The sequence below is a fragment of the Citrobacter sp. wls716 genome (assembly GCF_005280975.1).
GTDB classification, from domain to species: Bacteria; Pseudomonadota; Gammaproteobacteria; order Enterobacterales; family Enterobacteriaceae; genus Citrobacter; species Citrobacter youngae.
In genome coordinates, this window is sequence record NZ_SZWX01000038.1 from 97,767 (window position 1) to 118,775 (window position 21,009).

19 protein-coding genes and 6 tRNA genes are annotated in these 21,009 nt (G+C 50.5%); 10 read left to right on the forward strand and 15 right to left on the reverse strand.

Going from position 1 to position 21,009, the window contains the following annotated elements; translation table 11 throughout:
* The first annotated feature begins 29 nt into the window (after positions 1-29).
* Entirely contained in the window at positions 30-2,045 is a 2,016-nt protein-coding gene (gene ligA, locus FDX24_RS13980; protein WP_137364493.1) for an NAD-dependent DNA ligase LigA, read from the forward strand.
* A 1-nt stretch (position 2,046) separates the two neighbouring features.
* A complete protein-coding gene (locus FDX24_RS13985) occupies positions 2,047-2,265 on the forward strand; it encodes a DUF3820 family protein (RefSeq protein WP_003038102.1) in 219 nt (72 codons plus the stop codon).
* On the opposite strand, the gene FDX24_RS13990 is transcribed toward FDX24_RS13985, so the two are convergent.
* Entirely contained in the window at positions 2,262-3,260 is a 999-nt protein-coding gene (locus FDX24_RS13990) for a bile acid:sodium symporter family protein (RefSeq protein ID WP_061068297.1), read from the reverse strand. The two genes, FDX24_RS13985 and FDX24_RS13990, sit on opposite strands and share 4 nt — an antisense overlap.
* An 89-nt stretch (positions 3,261-3,349) precedes the next feature.
* Between FDX24_RS13990 and FDX24_RS13995 the strand changes: the two genes are divergently transcribed.
* On the forward strand, positions 3,350-4,276 hold the full coding sequence (locus FDX24_RS13995) for a LysR family transcriptional regulator (protein ID WP_048210991.1): 927 nt from the start codon (positions 3,350-3,352) through the stop codon (positions 4,274-4,276).
* Here FDX24_RS13995 and FDX24_RS14000 read toward each other — a convergent pair.
* Positions 4,267-4,605: a FlxA-like family protein gene (locus FDX24_RS14000; RefSeq protein WP_048210992.1), complete on the reverse strand. Its 339-nt coding sequence runs from the start codon at positions 4,603-4,605 to the stop codon at positions 4,267-4,269. The genes FDX24_RS13995 and FDX24_RS14000 overlap by 10 nt on opposite strands.
* Before the next feature lie 291 nt (positions 4,606-4,896).
* Here FDX24_RS14000 and xapA point away from each other — a divergent pair, with 291 nt between their 5' ends.
* The 3 genes from xapA (at position 4,897) to FDX24_RS14015 (ending at position 7,999) form a co-directional block, all read left to right on the forward strand.
* Positions 4,897-5,730, forward strand: coding sequence for a xanthosine phosphorylase (gene xapA / locus FDX24_RS14005; RefSeq protein ID WP_137364494.1), 834 nt, complete (start codon positions 4,897-4,899; stop codon positions 5,728-5,730).
* Positions 5,731-5,787: 57 nt separating this feature from the next.
* Positions 5,788-7,044 carry a nucleoside permease gene (locus FDX24_RS14010; RefSeq protein ID WP_101742267.1) on the forward strand — a complete coding sequence of 419 codons (1,257 nt, stop codon included), beginning with the start codon at positions 5,788-5,790 and terminating at the stop codon, positions 7,042-7,044.
* A 70-nt stretch (positions 7,045-7,114) separates the two neighbouring features.
* A complete protein-coding gene (locus FDX24_RS14015) occupies positions 7,115-7,999 on the forward strand; it encodes a LysR family transcriptional regulator (RefSeq protein ID WP_124021395.1) in 885 nt (294 codons plus the stop codon).
* A 152-nt stretch (positions 8,000-8,151) separates the two neighbouring features.
* Here FDX24_RS14015 and FDX24_RS14020 read toward each other — a convergent pair.
* From FDX24_RS14020 to FDX24_RS14035, 4 genes are all read right to left on the reverse strand, one after another.
* A tRNA-Lys gene (locus tag FDX24_RS14020) sits at positions 8,152-8,227 on the reverse strand.
* A 4-nt stretch (positions 8,228-8,231) separates the two neighbouring features.
* Positions 8,232-8,307, reverse strand: a tRNA-Val gene (locus FDX24_RS14025).
* A 46-nt stretch (positions 8,308-8,353) separates the two neighbouring features.
* A tRNA-Val gene (locus FDX24_RS14030) sits at positions 8,354-8,429 on the reverse strand.
* 46 nt (positions 8,430-8,475) lie between these two features.
* Positions 8,476-8,551, reverse strand: a tRNA-Val gene (locus tag FDX24_RS14035).
* A 258-nt stretch (positions 8,552-8,809) separates the two neighbouring features.
* Here FDX24_RS14035 and gltX point away from each other — a divergent pair.
* A complete protein-coding gene (gene gltX, locus FDX24_RS14040) occupies positions 8,810-10,225 on the forward strand; it encodes a glutamate--tRNA ligase (RefSeq protein ID WP_048210996.1) in 1,416 nt (471 codons plus the stop codon).
* A gap of 57 nt (positions 10,226-10,282) precedes the next feature.
* Here gltX and FDX24_RS14045 read toward each other — a convergent pair whose 3' ends face one another.
* Together FDX24_RS14045 and FDX24_RS14050 are read right to left on the reverse strand one after the other, a co-directional pair.
* A complete protein-coding gene (locus FDX24_RS14045; RefSeq protein ID WP_061068253.1) occupies positions 10,283-10,675 on the reverse strand; it encodes a YfeC-like transcriptional regulator in 393 nt (130 codons plus the stop codon).
* 1 nt (position 10,676) lies between these two features.
* Complete coding sequence (locus tag FDX24_RS14050) at positions 10,677-11,039, reverse strand: YfeC-like transcriptional regulator (RefSeq protein ID WP_003028277.1); 363 nt, start codon at positions 11,037-11,039, stop codon at positions 10,677-10,679.
* Positions 11,040-11,260: 221 nt separating this feature from the next.
* Between FDX24_RS14050 and FDX24_RS14055 the strand changes: the two genes are divergently transcribed.
* Together FDX24_RS14055 and FDX24_RS14060 are read left to right on the forward strand one after the other, a co-directional pair.
* Positions 11,261-11,336, forward strand: a tRNA-Ala gene (locus FDX24_RS14055).
* 38 nt (positions 11,337-11,374) lie between these two features.
* Positions 11,375-11,450: transfer RNA gene (locus FDX24_RS14060), tRNA-Ala, on the forward strand.
* Between the two features lie 147 nt (positions 11,451-11,597).
* On the opposite strand, the gene nupC is transcribed toward FDX24_RS14060, so the two are convergent.
* Positions 11,598-12,800, reverse strand: coding sequence for a nucleoside permease NupC (gene nupC, locus FDX24_RS14065; protein WP_048210997.1), 1,203 nt, complete (start codon positions 12,798-12,800; stop codon positions 11,598-11,600).
* A gap of 344 nt (positions 12,801-13,144) precedes the next feature.
* On the opposite strand from nupC, the gene FDX24_RS14070 reads away from it, so the two are divergent.
* A complete protein-coding gene (locus FDX24_RS14070) occupies positions 13,145-14,383 on the forward strand; it encodes an Nramp family divalent metal transporter (RefSeq protein ID WP_137364495.1) in 1,239 nt (412 codons plus the stop codon).
* 51 nt (positions 14,384-14,434) lie between these two features.
* On the opposite strand, the gene FDX24_RS14075 is transcribed toward FDX24_RS14070, so the two are convergent.
* The 6 genes from FDX24_RS14075 to mgrA form a co-directional block, all read right to left on the reverse strand.
* On the reverse strand, positions 14,435-15,427 hold the full coding sequence (locus tag FDX24_RS14075) for an ABC transporter permease (protein ID WP_061068251.1): 993 nt from the start codon (positions 15,425-15,427) through the stop codon (positions 14,435-14,437).
* A gap of 13 nt (positions 15,428-15,440) precedes the next feature.
* Positions 15,441-16,967: a sugar ABC transporter ATP-binding protein gene (locus FDX24_RS14080; RefSeq protein WP_137364496.1), complete on the reverse strand. Its 1,527-nt coding sequence runs from the start codon at positions 16,965-16,967 to the stop codon at positions 15,441-15,443.
* 73 nt (positions 16,968-17,040) lie between these two features.
* Positions 17,041-18,003, reverse strand: a complete 963-nt coding sequence (locus FDX24_RS14085) for a sugar ABC transporter substrate-binding protein (protein WP_048211001.1) — start codon at positions 18,001-18,003, stop codon at positions 17,041-17,043.
* Between the two features lie 44 nt (positions 18,004-18,047).
* Positions 18,048-19,253 carry a PfkB family carbohydrate kinase gene (locus FDX24_RS14090; protein WP_101742350.1) on the reverse strand — a complete coding sequence of 402 codons (1,206 nt, stop codon included), beginning with the start codon at positions 19,251-19,253 and terminating at the stop codon, positions 18,048-18,050.
* A gap of 277 nt (positions 19,254-19,530) precedes the next feature.
* Complete coding sequence (gene ypeC / locus FDX24_RS14095) at positions 19,531-19,857, reverse strand: DUF2502 domain-containing protein YpeC (protein WP_048211003.1); 327 nt, start codon at positions 19,855-19,857, stop codon at positions 19,531-19,533.
* A gap of 137 nt (positions 19,858-19,994) precedes the next feature.
* Positions 19,995-20,984, reverse strand: coding sequence for an L-glyceraldehyde 3-phosphate reductase (gene mgrA, locus FDX24_RS14100; protein WP_137364497.1), 990 nt, complete (start codon positions 20,982-20,984; stop codon positions 19,995-19,997).
* Positions 20,985-21,009: the final 25 nt, after the last annotated feature.

The window sequence follows — 21,009 nt, forward strand, 5'->3', positions numbered from 1 at the left end:
CGGGGGTTTTTTATCATTGATGGTGCGATATGGAATCAATCGAACAACAACTGACAGAACTGCGAACCACGCTTCGCCATCATGAGTATCTCTACCATGTGATGGATGCGCCGGAAATTCCTGATGCGGAATACGATCGTCTGCTGCGCGAACTGCGTGAACTGGAAGCGCGGCATCCTGAACTTGTCACGCCCGATTCACCCACCCAACGCGTAGGTGCCGCACCACTGGCGGCATTCAGCCAGATCCGTCATGAAGTGCCGATGCTGTCGCTGGATAACGTGTTTGATGAGGAGAGTTTTCTCGCTTTCAATAAGCGCGTTCAGGACAGACTGAAGAGCACGGATAAACTGACCTGGTGCTGCGAGCTTAAGCTGGACGGCCTGGCGGTCAGTATCCTGTATGAAAACGGTGTGCTGGTCAGCGCGGCAACGCGTGGTGATGGTACGACTGGCGAGGACATTACCTCGAACGTGCGCACCATCCGCGCGATCCCGTTAAAACTGCGTGGCGATAACATTCCGACGCGTCTGGAAGTGCGCGGCGAGGTGTTCCTGCCGCAGGCCGGGTTTGAAAAAATCAACGAAGAGGCCCGCCGTACTGGCAACAAAGTGTTTGCTAACCCGCGTAATGCGGCGGCTGGGTCATTACGCCAGCTCGATCCACGTATTACAGCGAAGCGACCGCTTACTTTCTTCTGCTATGGCGTCGGCGTGCTGGAAGGCGGCGAACTGCCCGATACCCATCTGGGTCGCCTGCTGCAGTTTAAAGCGTGGGGCCTCCCGGTCAGCAACAGGGTAACGTTGTGCGACTCTCCGGAGGAAGTACTCGCTTACTATCATAAGGTTGAAGAAGACCGGCCAACGCTTGGATTCGATATTGACGGCGTGGTTGTCAAAGTCAACTCCATGGCGCTGCAGGAGCAACTGGGCTTTGTTGCCCGCGCACCGCGCTGGGCGGTGGCCTTTAAGTTCCCGGCACAGGAGCAGATGACCTTTGTCCGCGATGTTGAGTTTCAGGTTGGACGTACAGGGGCGATTACGCCTGTCGCCCGCCTTGAGCCAGTGCAGGTTGCCGGGGTGTTGGTCAGTAACGCCACCTTGCACAATGCGGATGAAATTGAGCGTCTTGGTTTGCGTATTGGCGACAAAGTTGTTATTCGCCGTGCGGGCGATGTCATCCCGCAGGTGGTGAACGTCGTACTCTCCGAACGCCCGGAAGATACGCGCGAAATCGAGTTTCCCACCCACTGTCCGGTATGCAACTCTGACGTTGAGCGTGTGGAAGGCGAAGCCGTTACTCGCTGCACTGGCGGTTTAATCTGTGGTGCGCAACGTAAAGAGTCACTCAAACACTTCGTTTCCCGCCGTGCGCTGGACGTCGACGGCATGGGCGACAAAATTATCGATCAACTGGTCGAGAAAGAGTATGTCCACACGCCAGCGGATCTTTTCACGCTGACCGCAGGTAAGCTGACCGGCCTCGATCGTATGGGGCCGAAGTCTGCGCAAAACGTGGTGAATGCGCTGGAAAAAGCGAAAGAGACCACGTTTGCCCGTTTCCTCTACGCGCTGGGTATTCGTGAAGTCGGCGAAGCGACGGCTGCGGGTCTGGCCGCGTATTTCGGTACGCTGGATGCGCTGGAGGCGGCTTCCATTGAAGAGCTGCAAAAAGTACCGGATGTGGGCATTGTGGTGGCCACTCACGTGTTTAACTTCTTTGCCGAAGAGAGTAACCGCGAGGTGATCGTGCAACTTCTGGCGCAGGGGATCCACTGGCCAGCGCCGGTGGTTATCAACGCTGAAGAAATCGACAGCCCGTTTGCCGGTAAAACGATTGTGCTGACCGGTAGCCTGAGCCTGATGTCACGCGATGACGCCAAAGCGCGTCTGACCGAGCTGGGCGCAAAAGTGGCGGGGAGCGTGTCGAAGAAAACCGATCTGGTGATTGCGGGGGAAGCGGCGGGCTCTAAACTGGCAAAAGCGCAGGAGTTGGGCATTGCCGTTATCGACGAAGCTGAAATGATCCGCTTGCTGGGTGCCTGAGATGGAAAAAGAGCAGCTGGTAGAGATCGCCAATACCGTCATGCCCTTTGGCAAATATAAAGGGCGTCGGCTGATTGACGTTCCGGAAGAGTATCTGCTGTGGTTTGCCCGTAAGGATGAATTTCCGCCGGGCAAACTGGGTGAGCTGATGCAAATCACGCTGCTGATTAAAACCGAGGGGCTGACGCAGCTGGTTCAGCCCCTGAAACGCCCGCTTTAGGCCTTCGCGGCGCGGCTCTTCTGCTGCGCCTGCAGCGCGTCCGTCTGTTGTTTGTAGCGACGCGCCAGCACGGCGCACACCATCAGCTGAATTTGGTGGAAAATCATCAATGGCAGCACCATCATACCAATTACCGATGTCGGAAACAGGATGTTTGCCATGGGGATCCCGTTGGCCAGACTTTTCTTCGATCCGCAGAAGACAATAGTGATTTCATCAGCTTTGCTGAAACCGCATTTCCTCGCGACAAAGACGTTGATAGCAATCACGATTGCCAGCAATATGATGCTAACAACCACGATAAACAGCAGTGAACCGACCCCCACTTTGTGCCAGATCCCATTAACCACGGCCTCACTGAAGGCGGAGTAAACCACCAGTAAAATGGAAGATTGATCCGTTTTTGCGATCCATTTTTTATGTTTTGACACCCAGTTGCCAATCCACGGTCGCGAGAGATGCCCCAGCACGAACGGCAGCAGCAGCTGCAGCATGATTTTCCCCACCTGTTCCAGGCTGCCTTCTGCGCCATGCATATTCATGACCAGGCCTACCAGCAGCGGCGAAAGAAAGATACCCAACAGACTGGAGGCCGAAGCGGAACACACGGCGGCGGCAACGTTACCGCCTGCCATTGAGGTAAAGGCGATAGCCGACTGCACCGTGGCGGGCAAAATACACAGGTACAGGAATCCGGTGTACAGCATCGGGTCAACGTTGACGGGCGCCCACCAGGCGAACAGGACGCCCAGCACCGGGAAGACAACGAACGTGCTGCACATCACCCACAGATGCAAACGCCAGTGGCTACCGCCGGCAATAATCGCCTCACGAGAGAGTTTGGCGCCGTGCATAAAAAACAGCAGCGCAATGGCGGCGGTGGTTAAGCCTTCAAAGAAAGGCACAAAGCCACCTTCGGCCGGGAAAAACGACGCCAATAAAACAACGGTAATCAGCGTTATCGTGAACGGATCAAGAATACGAAAAAGTTTCATAAAGACTCCTGAAATTCGGTAGCAACATTTTGCGTTTTTCCGTTTGAGAAATAAAATTGATTTATTGCATCCATATATGAATTGAATAGATGAATTACTCTCTGCGTCAGTTGCGTATCTTTGTCACCGTTGCCCAGGCCAAAAGTTTTAGCCGGGCGGGGGATATCATTGGCTTAAGCCAGTCGGCGGTTAGTCATAGTGTAAAAGAGCTGGAAGGGCAGACGGGTGTCCGGCTACTGGATCGTACAACGCGCGAGGTGGTGCTGACGGAAGCCGGACACCAGTTGGCGGCACGGCTGGAACGCATTCTGGATGAACTGCACAGTACGCTGCGTGAAGCCGGGCAGGTGGGTACGCAGTTAACCGGTACGGTGCGGGTTGCTGCCAGCCAGACGATTTCCGCGCATCTCATTCCGCAGTGTATTGCGCAGAGCAACCAGCTTTATCCGGCAATCGATTTTGTCCTGCACGACAGGCCACAACAATGGGTACTGGAGAGTATTCGTCAGGGAGAGGTGGATTTTGGCATTGTGATTGACCCGGGTGCCGTGACCGATCTGCAGTGTGAAGCCGTACTGTCCGAACCGTTCCTGCTGCTGTGTCGCCATGATCATCCGTTAGCCCAACGTGAGTGGGTAAACTGGCAGGATTTGTACCACGAACGTCTGGTGTTACAGGATTACGCTTCCGGCAGCCGACCGCTGATCGATGCGGCGTTGGCCCATTTTTCCATTGATGCCAATATTGTTCAGGAGATTGGACACCCGGCAACGCTGTTCCCGATGGTGGAGGCGGGGATTGGCATCAGCGTGCTGCCCGCACTGGCGCTCCCCTTACCGCAGGGTAGCCACTTGCAGGTTAAGCGCCTGACGCCGGTTGTGGAACGACAACTGATGTTGGCGCGGCGCAAAAATCGCTCTCTCTCAACCGCCGCTCAGGCATTGTGGGACGTGGTGCGAATGCAGGCCAGTGAATTAACCGCCGGTCGTGCCCGCGATCCGTTGTATCAGATATAAATATCGACCTGATGTTGGTCGGAAGCCGTGTTGATGCCTTCAGCTTTTCTCTGATCGGCGCTTTGCTTTTGCTGCGACTCCTCGGCCTGCCGACGCAACAATTGATCCAACTGGGCTTGTAACATCTTGATTTGGGTCTGAATAAGTTCCTGCTGCTCGCGTTTCTGCTCAATAGTGCCACTGCTGTTGGGGATATCTTTGAGCTGCTGGGTTAGCTTGGTTATCTTTTGGGTGATTTGCGCAATCTGTGCGGAGATATCATTCCCGGCTGGTGCTTTTCCGCCGCTACTGCTTTGAACAGTTGGGGTGGAAACGTTGATAGTTGTCATACGGATTCCTCACGCCATAAAACATGAGTATCGGCATTAGTGAACAGAACTTCAGCGACAATACGGCCGAGCAGAGTTTAATAATAAAAATCCCAAATCTGCATGTATCTCTATTTCTGTGCCATTTCTGGCCCGAAAAAAATGTGATTTCAGGCTGGTTTAGTGCGACTCATCCATACCGATTTACTATCGGTTGTCGGGATAAACGGTATTGGTAATCGATTGCGTAGTCTCGCTATAACAGTGCGGTAAGCGACATTATTTTCGACTACTCAGTATTAAGGACATCTCATGAGTCACTCTCTTTTCTCGCAAAATCCCTGGTACAGCGCCGACATCATTCGTAGTTGCAAACCCGATTTCACGCCGCGCGTAGCCTTTATTCTTGGCTCAGGCCTCGGCGCGTTGGCGGATCAAATCGAGGATGCAGTGGCCATCTCTTACGAGAAATTGCCGGGATTCCCTGTCAGTACCGTACATGGTCATGCCGGTGAGCTGGTGCTGGGAAATCTGGCCGGTATTCCAGTGGCCTGTATGAAAGGGCGTGGGCATTTTTATGAAGGTCGCGGCATGATGGTGATGACCGATGCCATTCGCACACTGAAGCTGCTGGGCTGTGAACTGTTATTTTGTACCAATGCCGCAGGCTCCCTCCGCCCTGAAGTTGGGCCGGGTAGTCTGGTTGCGCTTAGCGATCACATCAATACGATGCCGGGTACACCGATGGTGGGACTTAACGATGAGCGTTTTGGCGAGCGATTCTTTTCGCTGGCGAATGCCTATGATGCTGACTATCGTGCAATCCTGCAAACCGTTGCCGCAGAAGAAGGTTTCCCTCTGAGCGAAGGCGTATTTGTCTCTTATCCGGGGCCAAACTTTGAAACCGCGGCAGAAATCCGCATGATGCAAATCATTGGTGGCGATGTGGTGGGGATGTCGGTGGTGCCTGAGGTTATCTCTGCGCGCCACTGCGGTCTGAAAGTGGTTGCGGTGGCTGCCATCACCAACCTGGCGGAAGGTTTGGGGGATGTGAAGTTATCTCACGCGCAGACGCTGGCGGCAGCGGAACTCTCACAGCAGAATTTTATCAATCTGATCTGCGGCTTTTTGCGCAAACTGGCCTGAATAATTAAAACATGACCCCGCTTGCGGGGTCTTACTTTTATGGCAAGGAACGGAAAAATGGGTATCGCATCTCGCTTAAAGCTCATGTCGTTTTTGCAATATTTTATCTGGGGTAGCTGGCTGGTTACCTTGGGTTCTTACATGATTAACACCCTGGATTTTACCGGCGCGAATGTGGGTATGGTCTACAGCTCGAAAGGGCTGGCAGCGATTATTATGCCGGGCATTATGGGGATCATCGCCGATAAGTGGCTGCGTGCCGAGCGCGCTTATATGCTGTGTCACCTGGTGTGTGCTGGCGTGTTGCTGTACGCCACAACCGTTACCGATCCACAGACCATGTTCTGGGTGATGTTGGTTAACGCGATGGCGTATATGCCGACTATTGCGTTATCGAACAGCGTTTCATATTCATGCCTTGCACAATCGGGTCAGGATCCGGTCACCGCGTTCCCGCCAATTCGTGTATTTGGCACGATTGGCTTTATTGTGGCGATGTGGACGGTCAGCTTAATGGGGCTGGAGCTGAGCAGCGCGCAGCTGTATATCGCTTCAGGCGCATCGCTGCTGCTGGCTCTGTATGCGCTGACGTTGCCGAAAATACCGGTTGCGGAGAAAAAAGAATCCGCCACGCTGGCCAGTAAGCTGGGGCTGGATGCGTTTGTTTTGTTTAAAAATCCGCGCATGGCAATTTTCTTTTTGTTTGCCATGATGCTGGGGGCGGTGCTGCAAATTACCAACGTCTTTGGTAATCCGTTCCTGCATGATTTCGCCCGTAACCCTGAGTTTGCCAACAGCTTTGTGGTGAAATATCCCTCCATTTTGCTGTCGGTTTCTCAGATGGCGGAAGTGGGCTTTATCCTCACTATCCCGTTCTTCCTCAAACGTTTTGGCATCAAAACGGTGATGCTGATGAGCATGCTGGCGTGGACGCTGCGCTTTGGCTTCTTTGCCTTTGGCGATCCGTCCCCGTTTGGCTTTGTGTTGCTGCTTATGTCGATGATCGTTTACGGCTGCGCGTTTGATTTCTTCAACATCTCCGGGTCGGTATTTGTCGAGCAGGAAGTTGACTCAAGCATTCGCGCCAGCGCCCAGGGGCTGTTTATGACGATGGTAAATGGCATTGGCGCGTGGGTGGGTTCAATCCTGAGCGGGATGGCGGTGGACTACTTTTCTGTCGATGGCGTCAAGGATTGGCAAACTATCTGGCTGGTGTTTGCCGCTTACGCGCTGGTCCTGGCGGTTATCTTTGCATTGTTCTTTAAATATAAGCATGAGCCTGAACGACTGGCGCAGAAATCACCGGCACATTAATGCTCCTTTAGCGGCGGGTTTGCAATGTGGTAACTTTGCGCATTATTCTTCACTCAGGAGCGCATTATCCATGGAACGCACGCACCGCATCGATCTGAAGTTACTGCGTTATTTTCTTGCCGTCGCAGAAGAACTGCATTTTGGACGCGCTGCTGCTCGCCTGAATATGTCGCAACCGCCGCTCAGTACGCATATCAAAGAGCTGGAACAGCAGCTCGGCACGTTGCTATTTATCCGTCATTCCCGCAGCGTGGCGTTAACCCACGCCGGAAAAATTTTGATGGAAGAATCGCGCAGACTGTTATCCAGTGCTAATCAGGCGCTGGCACGAGTGGAACAGATTGGTCGCGGTGAGGCAGGGCGAATTGAGCTTGGCGTCATTGGTACCGCAATGTGGGGAAAAATGCGTCCGGTGATGCGGCGTTTTCTGAAGGAAAATCCCAACGTTGAGGTGCAGTTTCGCGAGAACATGCCTGCCATGCAGATGACGATGCTGGAAAGACGTGAACTGGATGCGGGAATTTGGCGCATGGCTACTGAACCTTCTCCCGGATTTACCAGCCTGCGCTTACATGAATCCTCATTTTTGGTGGCCATGCCGGAAGAACATGCTCTTACCGCCTGTGAATCCGTACCGCTGGAAGCGTTGAGAAATGAATATTTTGTCACGATGCCCTCCATTCATACCGACTGGGCATTTTTACAGCGCGTTTGCCTGAGCGCCGGATTTTCACCGATGATTATTCGTGAGGTGAGGGAGCCGCAAACGGTGCTGGCGATGATTAGCATGGGGATTGGGATTACGCTGATTGCCGATAGCTATGCCCAGATGAGCTGGCCTGGCGTGGTATTCCGGCCGTTAGAAGAACGTATTCCGGCGGATTTGTATATTGTCTATGAACAGCAGCAGGCCACGCCAGCGCTGGAAAAACTGGTGGCGGCTTTGATGGTATGATGTCTGTGCCGGATGACTCGCTTCGCTCGCCCTTCGGGCCGTCGCCGTAAACGGCTCCGTTGTTTCGCTGCGCTCAACACCGAACCTGCGGCAGGTTCGAATCTTACAAATTGCAGATAGCAAAAAAGCGCCTTTAGGGCGCTTTTTTACATTGGTGGGTCGTGCAGGATTCGAACCTGCGACCAATTGATTAAAAGTCAACTGCTCTACCAACTGAGCTAACGACCCGAAGTGGTGGGTGATGACGGGATCGAACCGCCGACCCCCTCCTTGTAAGGGAGGTGCTCTCCCAGCTGAGCTAATCACCCACTTCGGTACTTCACATTTTAACAAGAAATCCAGCTGGCGAGAAAGTGGTGGGTGATGACGGGATCGAACCGCCGACCCCCTCCTTGTAAGGGAGGTGCTCTCCCAGCTGAGCTAATCACCCACTTCTCAATTTCTTGTTCTACACGGCGGAGACTACGTAAAGTAGTTGGTGGGTGATGACGGGTTCGAACCGCCGACCCCCTCCTTGTAAGGGAGGTGCTCTCCCAGCTGAGCTAATCACCCCCGCTGTGTGGAGTCGCATTATAGGGAGAGTTGAAAATGAGTCAACGCATTTTCTAAAGAAATTGTTCGTTCGTCGTAAATTTAAACAAAACGATCGCAAAACAATCCATGCCGCATGATTTGTATACGAAAATGGCAAAGCGTGATGTTCCAACCCGATGAACATTGAGGAATCAGACCACAGTGATAGAATACCAGCCTGATAATCTTCCCTGGATTTGCCGGTTGTCGGCATCTTTATAAACGTAAGGCCATTTCATGAAAATCAAAACTCGCTTCGCGCCAAGCCCGACAGGTTACCTGCACGTCGGCGGTGCGCGTACTGCTCTTTATTCCTGGCTTTTTGCACGTAACCATGGCGGTGAGTTTGTGCTGCGTATTGAAGACACCGATCTCGAACGCTCCACGCCGGAAGCTATTGAAGCCATTATGGATGGCATGAACTGGCTGAATCTGGAGTGGGATGAAGGCCCGTATTTCCAGACTAAACGTTTTGACCGTTACAATGCTGTCATCGATGAGATGCTGGAAGCGGGGACGGCATATAAATGCTACTGCTCCAAAGAGCGTCTGGAACAGCTGCGTGAAGAACAGATGGCAAAAGGTGAAAAACCACGTTACGACGGTCGCTGCCGTCACGGTCACGAACATCACGCTGCTGATGAACCTTGCGTGGTGCGTTTTGCTAACCCGCAGGACGGGTCCGTTATTTTTGATGATCAGATCCGTGGGCCGATCGAATTCAGCAACCAGGAGCTGGACGACCTGATTATCCGCCGTACAGATGGTTCCCCGACCTATAACTTCTGCGTCGTTGTTGATGACTGGGATATGGAAATCACCCACGTCATTCGTGGTGAAGACCATATCAACAACACCCCGCGTCAGATCAACATCCTGAAAGCGCTGAACGCGCCGGTGCCGGTTTACGCGCATGTGTCGATGATCAACGGCGACGACGGCAAAAAACTCTCTAAACGTCACGGTGCGGTCAGCGTGATGCAGTATCGCGACGACGGCTACCTGCCGGAAGCGTTGCTGAACTATCTGGTACGTCTGGGTTGGTCCAGCGGCGATCAGGAGATCTTCACCCGTGAAGAAATGATCAAGCTGTTCTCTCTTGGTGCGGTGAGCAAGTCTGCGAGCGCATTTAACACTGAAAAACTGCAGTGGCTGAACCACCACTACATTAATGCACTGGCGCCAGAATATGTGGCGACGCATCTGCAGTGGCACATTGAGCAGGAAAATATCGATACGCGCGTCGGCCCGCAGTTGTCTGAGCTGGTAAAACTGCTGGGTGAACGCTGCAAGACGCTGAAAGAGATGGCGCAGAGCTGCCGCTATTTCTATGAAGACTTTGCTGAGTTCGATGCCGATGCGGCGAAGAAACACCTGCGTCCGGTTGCGCGTCAGCCACTGGAAGTGGTTCGCGACAAACTGGCTGCTATCAGTGAATGGACCGCGGAAAACGTGCACCACGCGATTCAGGCAACCGCTGATGAGCTGGAAGTGGGCATGGGTAAAGTCGGGATGCCGCTGCGCGTAGCCGTAACCGGTGCGGGTCAGTCTCCGGCGTTAGACGTTACGGTGCATGCGATTGGTAAATCTCGCAGCATTGAACGTATTAACAAGGCGCTGGCGTTTATTGCTGAGCGTGAAAGTCAGCAATAAGACAGAGTGATCGATAAAAATACGGCAGGGGCGCATCCTGCCGTTTTTTTTTGCCTGTTATTCAGACTCATCAATGCCCAGACGGGTCAGGAAAGTGCGAATACCTTCGCGCGAAATATACATCGCCAGCTTTTCCTGTTCCGTTGGCGACATGTTATCCAGTGCGCTGATTATCTGACGGCAGGCGTGACTGCGAACCACGTGTGTATACTCGGCAAGCGGTTCTTCTGCCTGATAAAATTCCGGTGCCTTGCGAAAAGCTGGAATATTGAGAAGAAACTCTCGGACGCCGGCATCAATATGAATAAGCCTTGCGCGACCACCTTTAACACCGGGAAACTTTTCGGTTGTCCAGTTTTGCTCTCTGATCCAACGATTGACGGTTTGTTTGGCGACACCGAGACATTCAGCCAGCTCTTCGGTGGTCATTTTACTGCGTAATTTTTTCATATTATTTGTTGTCGCGAATCCCTAAGCGTTGTAACAAACCCGTAATGCCTTCACGCAGGATCAGCGACGTAAACATTTTCTGTTCTGATGGCGTCATTTCTTTGGCGAGTCTTATCAGTAGAGCTTCGATGGAGGTGTCACCGGATAAAGATAAATTATCTGATAAGCCTTCCGCTGAACGCTCAGCGCTGCGAATGTATTCACGAACTTGTTCGGTAACATGAACCAGACGGGCTTTACCGCCCTGAACACCGGGTTTGGGTGAGGTAGCCCAACCTTCCTTGCGCACCCATTTATTGATGGTCTGTCGGCTGTATCCGGTCAGATTAGCAAGTTCTTCTGGCGTCATCCGTTCCTTGAACATAACGATTCCCTGAATGGTCGTGGGGTTAATTAGTGGCTCATTTTATAGCACCATTTTAGTAGAAACCGTGACGCGTTTAACTACTGAATGCGAGTTGTTGCGCAATGTTCTCCATTTGCCTGCTTTTTCAGCGATTGAATTCTATGAGTTAATTTTGCCGTTGACACACGCGAAGGGAATTCATATGATGCCGCCCGTCAACTCGACAAGCTTTACGTGACGGGGCTATAGCTCAGCTGGGAGAGCGCTTGCATGGCATGCAAGAGGTCAGCGGTTCGATCCCGCTTAGCTCCACCAAATTTAATCCCAATGAATTTGGTACGTAAACGCATCGTGGGGCTATAGCTCAGCTGGGAGAGCGCTTGCATGGCATGCAAGAGGTCAGCGGTTCGATCCCGCTTAGCTCCACCAAAATTGAAACCCTCGCTGAAAAGCGGGGGTTTTTTGCATTTGATTCCTGCCTGCGTTTCTCGTTTATTTGCTTAGATTGCTGGATAACAGACATAAAAAAACCGGGGAGAATCTCCCCGGTTTGGTAACGGCTGTATTGATGTCGTCTTACAGCACCAGTGCTGCAATGGAAGCAGACAGTACGCTGACCAGCGTAGAACCGTATACCAGTTTCAGACCAAAGCGGGAAACCACGTTACCTTGCTCTTCGTTCAGGCCTTTAATTGCACCTGCAATGATACCGATAGAAGAGAAGTTCGCGAAGGAAACCAGGAACACAGAGATAATGCCTTCAGCGCGCGGAGAGAGCGTAGAGGCGATTTTCTGTAGGTCCATCATTGCGACGAATTCGTTGGAAACCAGTTTGGTTGCCATGATACTGCCCACCTGCAGCGCTTCGCTGGACGGCACACCCATCACCCACGCAATCGGGTAGAAGATGTAACCCAGGATGCCCTGGAAGGAGATGCTGTAGCCAAACCAACCGGTCACGGTAGCGAACAGGGCGTTCAGGGCAGCGATCAGCGCGATGAAACCAATCAGCATTGCTGCAACGATAATCGCAACTTTGAAGCCTGCCAGAATGTATTCGCCCAACATCTCGAAGAAGCTCTGACCTTCGTGCAGATTGGACATCTGAATATTTTCTTCGCTGGCATCAACGGTATAAGGGTTGATCAGTGACAGAACGATAAAGGTGCTGAACATGTTCAGAACCAGCGCAGCAACAACGTATTTTGGTTCCAGCATGGTCATGTACGCGCCGACGATAGACATGGAAACGGTAGACATCGCCGTTGCTGCCATGGTGTACATGCGGTTGCGAGACATTTTACCGAGGATATCTTTATAGGCGATAAAGTTCTCGGATTGACCCAGGATCAGGGAGCTGACGGCGTTGAAGGATTCCAGCTTGCCCATACCGTTCACTTTGGATAACAGGAAACCAATCGCGCGGATGATAACCGGCAGAACACGGATATGCTGCAAAATACCGATCAGGGCGGAGATAAAGACGATAGGGCACAGCACTTTCAGGAAGAAGAATGCCAGGCCTTTATCGTTCATGCTGCCGAAGACAAAGTTAGTCCCTTCATTAGCGAATCCGAGCAGTTTCTCAAACATCTCGGAGAAGCCTCTTACAAAGCCCAGGCCGACATCAGAGTTCAGGAAGAACCATGCCAGTAACACTTCGATAACAAGCAATTGAATAACATAACGAATGCGGATTTTTTTACGGTCACTGCTTACCAGCAGTGCGAGTACCGCAACCACGGCAAGGGCCAGGACAAAGTGAAGAACGCGGTCCATATTTGCTCCAAATTTGAGGCAGATTTAGTTTTCGTGCACATTCTATGTAACAACAGTAAAGAAAACGAGATCAAACACACACTATAATAAGGACCTGTGACGAGATTCAAAATTAGTGATCGATGATACACTTCTGTTATGTTTAGTATGGAAGTGAAAAGTTATGTCACTGTGCTAATCTCATAACAATAATCAAACATCTTACCGGCATTTCTAAATTTCTTACCGTTCCATAGACAAACGCTATCAGAGAAATCAACTTCACCCATTAAAATGAATTTGATAATCATTCTCAATAGGCGTAGCTTGAAACATAGCAAAGGCTATGTTTCTGAGGCACTAAAATGACTAACGATCGCGTTGAGAGTAGCAGTGGACGGGCAGCGCGCAAGTTGAAGCTCGCATTAATGGGACCTGCGTTCATCGCGGCGATCGGCTATATCGATCCAGGTAACTTTGCTACCAATATCCAGGCAGGGGCTAGCTTTGGCTACAAACTGTTGTGGGTTGTGGTCTGGGCAAACCTGATGGCGATGCTGATTCAGGTGCTATCGGCCAAGCTTGGCATTGCCACCGGCAAAAATCTGGCGGAACAGATCCGTGATCATTATCCTCGTCCAGTGGTTTGGTTTTACTGGGTACAGGCCGAAATTATTGCGATGGCGACCGATCTTGCAGAATTTATTGGCGCTGCGATTGGCTTTAAACTCATCCTTGGCGTTTCGCTGCTGCAGGGGGCTGTGCTCACGGGTATTGCGACATTTTTAATTCTGATGCTGCAGCGCCGCGGGCAGAAACCCCTGGAAAAAGTGATCGGCGGTTTGTTGTTGTTCGTGGCTGCGGCATATATTGTCGAGCTGATCTTTTCCCAACCGAACCTTGCACAGCTGAGCAAAGGGATGGTTATACCGAGCCTGCCTAATTCTGAAGCGGTGTTCCTGGCGGCCGGTGTGCTTGGCGCCACCATCATGCCGCACGTCATTTATCTGCACTCCTCCTTAACCCAGCATTTGCACGGTGGTACGCGCCAGCAGCGTTACGCAGCGACGAAATGGGATGTGGCTATCGCCATGACGATTGCCGGATTTGTCAATCTGGCGATGATGGCGACTGCAGCAGCCGCGTTTCACTTTAGCGGGCATACTGGTATCGCAGACCTGGACCAGGCCTATCTGACGCTTGAACCGCTGTTAAGTCATGCTGCGGCAACCGTGTTTGGTTTAAGTCTGGTGGCGGCAGGGCTTTCCTCTACCGTGGTTGGCACGCTGGCGGGACAGGTGGTTATGCAAGGGTTTATCCGCTTTCATATCCCGCTCTGGGTGCGCCGTAGCGTCACCATGATGCCGTCATTTATTGTGATTTTAATGGGGCTTGATCCCACCCGGATTCTGATGATGAGTCAGGTATTACTCAGTTTTGGTATCGCTCTGGCGCTGGTACCGCTACTGATTTTTACCAGCAACAGCCAACTGATGGGGGATTTAGTTAATAGCCGTTGGGTAAAACAGGTTGGCTGGGTGATTGTGGTGCTGGTGGTGGCACTGAATATCTGGTTGCTGGTCGGGACCGCGCTCGGATTGTAGCAGGGCTTTCATCCGCTGTGGTTACCCGGTCAAGCCGGGTAACCCTCATGATTATTTTTTATTTAAGTGGCTACGGTAGGTATCAAGTACCACTGCAACGATTATCACTGCTCCTGTTATAAAACGTTTTGTCGGTTCGCTTGCGCCAACTTGCGCCAGTCCCGCAGCCAGAACGGAAATGATCAGCGCGCCAAGAAACGTACAGATAATAGAGCCACGTCCTCCCATCAGGCTTGTGCCACCAATCACAACTGCGGCAATCACCTGTAGTTCCATGCCAACGCCGCTATTGGGGTCGGCGGCTTCAAGGCGGGCAACCTGAAACAGCGAGGCCAGACCGGATAATCCCCCCATCAAGGCAAAGACTGCAATCTTATAGGGACCTGGATTTATACCTGATAATCGAACGGCTTCTTCATTGGTGCCAATACCGATCAAATGGCGACCAAATACGGTTCGCGTCAGCACCAGATGCCCGGCAACAATGACAACGATCGCGATAATAAAAGAGGGGGAGACGCCAAAGAGAATGGGGTCGGCTAAATAATCATAAATAGAACCGAGATACGCGGTCCGCGAGTCAGTTAACTGATACGCTGCTCCGCGGGCCATTTCCAGAACACCCAGTGAGACGATAAACGCCGGAATACGCCAGGCAACGGTAATCAGACCCGTTAGTGCCCCAACGAATGTGGCGAGTGCTACACCTGAAAGCGCGGCCAGCCAGGGCGTCCAATGAAAATTTAAATAGGTGACGCTGACGACTGCAGCAGCAAGCGCTAGCAACGATCCAACGGAAAGATCGATGCCGGCAATGATTAAGATAAATGTCATCCCCACCGACATGACGATTAAATCGGGGATCTGATTTGCAATAGTGCTGAAAGTGTTCATGCTCCAGAAATGAGAACTGAGGCATGAAAATAGGACGATCATTGCGGCTAACGCCCCGAGCAACCCGATATAGCTACTTAGGCCTTTCCATGACGTCGGTGTATTTCTTTTCTCTGCTGCCGCTTGTTTTGTCGCAAAATTATTTTTCATTTTTTATCCCCGGCTACTCGCTGACAGTCTCTTCTGAATGCTGATAGGCCGAAAATGCAGCCGCTAAAATGCGATCCTGGCTCCAGTTATCACGTGTAAATGTGTTCACTAACTTGCCATCGGAAATGACCGCAATACGATCGCAAACCAGCATCAGTTCGCGTAGGTCACTGGAAACGACAACAACGCCTTTTCCCTTAGCCGTTAACGTATTCAGCAATTGATAAATATCTTGCTTGGCACCCACATCAATACCGCGAGTCGGCTCATCAAATAAGACGACTTCACAGTCTCGTTCCAGCCACCGGCTAATGAGAACTTTCTGCTGATTACCACCTGACAAGCTTTCCACGGCCTGTGAAGTGTTCGTTGTACGAACGCCTAAACTTTTAATGTGTTTATTCGCTAATGTGGTTTCACTCAATGTGTTAACGACCGACAAATGGCTAATTTTGTCGCTGTTACCCAACGAGATATTTGCGGCAACCGACTGTGGTAACAGAAGCCCTTCACCTTTACGATCCTCCGTGACTAATGCAATACCATGTCGGATAGCCTGTGCAGGCGAACGGATCACCACCGGTTTAAGTGGCGTACCAATCAGTAATGTGCCACTGTCTATTTTGTCTGCGCCAAAAATAGCGCGTAGCAGCTCTGTCCTGCCAGAGCCGACAAGGCCACTAATGCCGAGCACTTCGCCACTGTGCAAGGTGAACGACGTGTCCCGAATGATTTTCCCACGCTTAAAATTTTCCACTTTCAGAATGGGTTGACCTGCCTGGCGTCCACTTAAATCAAATGAACTTTCTAAATCGCGGCCGACCATCAACGAAACAAGTTGATCGCGGGTATAGCGTTTAATATCGTCCACGCAAACCAAATGACCATCACGTAGCACCGCGATGTCATCAGCAATCATCGCAAGCTCATCCAGCCGGTGAGAAATATAAATTATTGAAACGCCCCGGGCTTTGAAGAGCGCTATTTGTTTAAACAGCAGTTCGACCTCACGGCTACTGAGCATGGCTGTCGGTTCATCCAGAATCAGTACCCGGCTTTCACCAATCAGGTTTCTGGCGATTTCGATCATCTGTTGGTGACCAATACCCAATTCGCCCACCAGCGTAGTTGGATCGACCGATTGCAGCCCAACCATTGCCATCACCGGACGGGCCATTTTTGCTAGCTTTTTTCGATCGATCCAGCCGAATCGATGCGGAAGTTGTTCGAGAAATAAGTTTTCTGCAACCGACAACGTAGGCAGTAAATTGAGTTCTTGCATAACCATGCGAATACCCAGCTTTTCCGCCTCTTTTCGGTTCGCAGGTGCGTAAGGCTGCCCCTGATAAACCATTTTCCCGGTCGTTGCGTTGGTTAACCCGCCAATAATTTTTGATAACGTACTTTTCCCGGCACCGTTTTCTCCCGTCAGGGCCAGTACTTTTCCTGGATATAATGCTAGCGTTACATCCACCAGAACAGGTTCACTGTAGGTTTTACCTACCCCCTGTATTGAGAGGATTTCTTGCCCACTTTTCATATTCTGGCCTTATCCGGTAAGCCGCTCTGATACTCAATTGATGGCAGTACCACAGCGGCGCACTGTTTTCCGCTTATTGTTTGACGATCAGTTTTATTGGTGTTTCTACGTTGCTAGAGAGTTCACTCTGTTTTTTGCCATTTTTTAAGGCATCAAGGGCGGCATCAATACCAAATACAGCTTGTTGAGAGGCAAATTGGTCCGCAGTTGCTAAAACACGACCGTCATTTAACATTGGCTTAATCGCTTCGATATTGTCATAGCCGACAACCAGAACCTGTCCTTTTTTCCCGGCAGAGCGGATGGCAGAAACGGCACCTAATGCCATATTATCGTTATCGGCTAACAGTGCTTTGATATCAGGATACTCACTTAACATTGCCGCCGCGACCGCATTGGCGTTGTTAATTTCCCATTGGCCAGATTGCACAGAAACGACTTTCATGCCGCCCTGTGCCATCGCATTTTGGAAGCCCAGAGTACGTTGCTGAGAGTTGCTGGAGGTAGGGATGCCTTCAATAATACCAACCTGATCGCCGGCCTTAAGATGCTTCGCTAAATAATCGCCAATTTCTTTTGCACCTTTTTGGTTATCCGGGCCAACAAAAGGAATATTCAGGTTTTTATCTTTAAGCACACTGTCATCAAATTTGTTATCAATGTTGATGACAATAATACCTGCATCAATTGCTTTCTTAATGACCGGTACAAGGGCTTTCGAGTCTGATGGCGCAATGATAATCGCGTCGGCTTTCGAGACAATCATTTGTTCAACGATCTGGATTTGATTTGCCGTATCCGTTTCGTTTTTGATGCCGTTAGAAATCAAATCAAACTTGTCGGCATTTTTTTTCTGATACTCTTTTGCTCCGGTTTCCATGGTCAGGAAAAACTCATTTGCCAGTGACTTCATCACCAGCGCGACTTTAGGTTTATGCGTCTGAGTATCGGCGGCAAAAGCGGGGACGGTGAAAGTGGCGGAAAGCGCTAAACCGACTGTGGCACCGATAACACGATAAAACATTTTATTTTTCATGAAATTATCCTATAGGTGTAGGGGCTGAATGATGCTCTAAACAGCTACTGCATACGATGATAAACGAGTGAATTGTTGGGCATATTTGATGCACCTTTACGTTCAACTTTCAACGAGGCAAACGCAGAAGCGTACTGCGCTGCATTGATGAGTCCTTTACCGTTTGCAATGCATGCAGCCAGTGCCCCGGTAAAGGCATCGCCTGCTCCACTGGTATCGACGACGGCTGATTTATAGGCAGGAATATGAGTGAAAACTGTGCCATCAAAGATCAGACAACCGTCGCTACCTAACGTGATAATGACGCATTTTGCGCCTTGCACATAAATGCTCCTGGCGGCATTTTTGGCCGAATAGATATCAACAATGTTGATACCAGATAACGCTTCAGCTTCAATTTTGTTCGGCGTAATAATGTCAATTAAATGCAATATTTCTTTGATCTCTGAAACATAAGGTGCCGGATTCAGGACAACCAGCGATTTTCCGAGTTTTGCCTGCATGATAGCGAAACGCGTGATCGGAAAATTATTCTCCAGCTGAGTTAAAAAAACTTTGCAATTACGAATGGTATCAATATCCAATAGAATATCTTCCTGGGTAAATGTTTCATTGGCCCCAAGATCGATACTGATCATATTGTCACCTGTGGCACCTGAAACCCATACCATTGCAATGCCCGTGGATGACATTTCATTTTCAAAAAAAGAAAAAGAAGAAATTTCAGTATTGGTTAAATATCTTTTGGCTTTTTTTGAAAACTCATCGGCTCCTAACTTAACGGTAAGATGAACATTATTATTGATTTTAGCTGCGGCAACTGCCTGGTTTGTGCCTTTGCCTCCGGCATAAAAACGGGTTGCAGACGCTCGGATAGTCTGGCCAATCTGAGGAAATGTCGTCGTTTCAGAAACAATATCTATATTAAATGAACCAAGTATGTAAATGCTATCATCAATATAGCTGTTTTGCTTGGCATGAGCAGGAACCGATGTAATTTCTTTGTGGCTTTTGAACCCATTCAATATGGTGTTGGTGAAAGACTGCTCAAATAATGATTCATCAGGTGCGCTTTTTATTTGTGCACCGCCATGAAATAACGAGAAAAGACTATTCTGACTTAATTCATTTAAGTCATTACGGATCGTGCGAGTTGTGACAGATAATTCCTTTGCTAATTCGCTAACATAAACCTTCTTATCGGTTACTAACTTAACCCGAATGGCCTTTTGTCTTTCTTGTTTTTTCATTAGCGCTCACCCCAGGTTTTATAATATTAAATTAATGTTAATATTTATCGCGCAAAGTTCAAAAAAAACACGATAAATCGGAATTTTTTTTTCCGATTTTGCGAATTTGTGAAATGAACAGGAAATTTACGGGAAAACAGGGGGGAGCGGATTTGACTGCTCGTCATCTGGCGATTGGCGAAGCGTGATGCAAAAAGGGCCTGGGTATAGACACAGGCCCTGGGTAACTCGATGATTTTTGTGAGCAGTACTCCCCACATGATGGGGATTTGTTACATTAGTGGCGGTGCCCGTGGCCATGTCCACGCCCGCGATGGTCATCGCGATCGTTCCAGCCTTCACGATAGCCACGCTCATAAGCTTTGCGCTTATCCCAGCCGCGATGATAGCCGTTGTCATGACGCCACCAACGATTTTTACGCCATTCATAATTATGGTGCCAGTAATCCCGGTCACGCCAGCGCCCACCGTCCCAGTAGTTGCCGTAGTTATCGCGATCGCCAATTTGTAATTTAATCGACGGCAGCAGGGTGATTTCGCCAGCGTTTGCGGCCAGCGGTGCAAAAGCCAATAACACTGCCGCCAGAATCAGTGACCTGAACATTCTTTCTCTCCTTCACGATCGAGCCGTAGCCGGCCTGTTAACGCAATATTACGGGGCAGTAAAGCCCCGTTTCATCGCCTTAACTCTTAAATCGTCAGAGAGCGCACTTTTTGTTAATAAATGTGTCTTTATTTCCATCAACCCAGGATGGCGTCGATCTCCGTACACTCTTCGGGAGATAAATGACGGTTTGCCAGCATGCCAACGGCATCTTCAATTTGCGCAGGTTTGCTGGCACCAATCAGTACTGACGTCACCTTATCATCGCGGAGAACCCAGGCTAACGCCATTTGGGACAGCTTTTGTCCCCGGCGCTCGGCCAGCGCATTAAGAGCACGGACTTTTTCCAGTTTTTGTGGGGTGATTTGGTCTGGGTTGAGAAAACGACTGGCGCTCGCTGCCCGGGAATCCGCCGGAATACCGTTCAGATAGCGGTCAGTTAATTGCCCGCCAGCCAGCGGGGAAAAGGCGATACTGCCCACACCTTTCTCCTGTAATAGTGATAGCAGTCCCCTCTCTACCTCGCGCTCAAACATGGAATATTTCGGCTGGTGGATGAGACATGGCGTCCCTAAATCATCGAGTATTTCGATCGCCTGTCTGGCGAGATCAGTCGGATAGTTAGAGAGTCCTACGTACAACGCTTTCCCCTGACGCACAATATGATCCAGCGCGTTCATGGTTTCTCTGAGCGGAGTTTGGGGATCAGGGCGGTGATGATAGAAGATATCAACATACTCCAGTCCCATACGTTTCAGGCTTTGATCGAGGCTGGCAATCAGGTACTTGCGCGATCCCCAATCACCGTAGGGACCTTCCCACATGGTATAGCCCGCTTTGGTCGAGATTATCAGTTCATCCCGGTACGATAAAAAATCTTCCTGCAGGATGCGACCGAAGTTTCGTTCAGCAGAACCCGGCGGCGGGCCGTAATTATTCGCCAGATCAAAATGGCTGATCCCCAGATCGAAGGCGCGCTGTAATAAGGTCCGGCTGTTTTCGACCTGAGTGGTATCACCAAAATTGTGCCACAAACCCAGAGAGACAATCGGCAGTTTGAGCCCGCTCTGACCGCAGCGGCGGTATTCCATTGTGTGATAGCGATTTTCGTTAGCCTGATAAACCATGTCGCCTCCTTCCAGAACATATGTG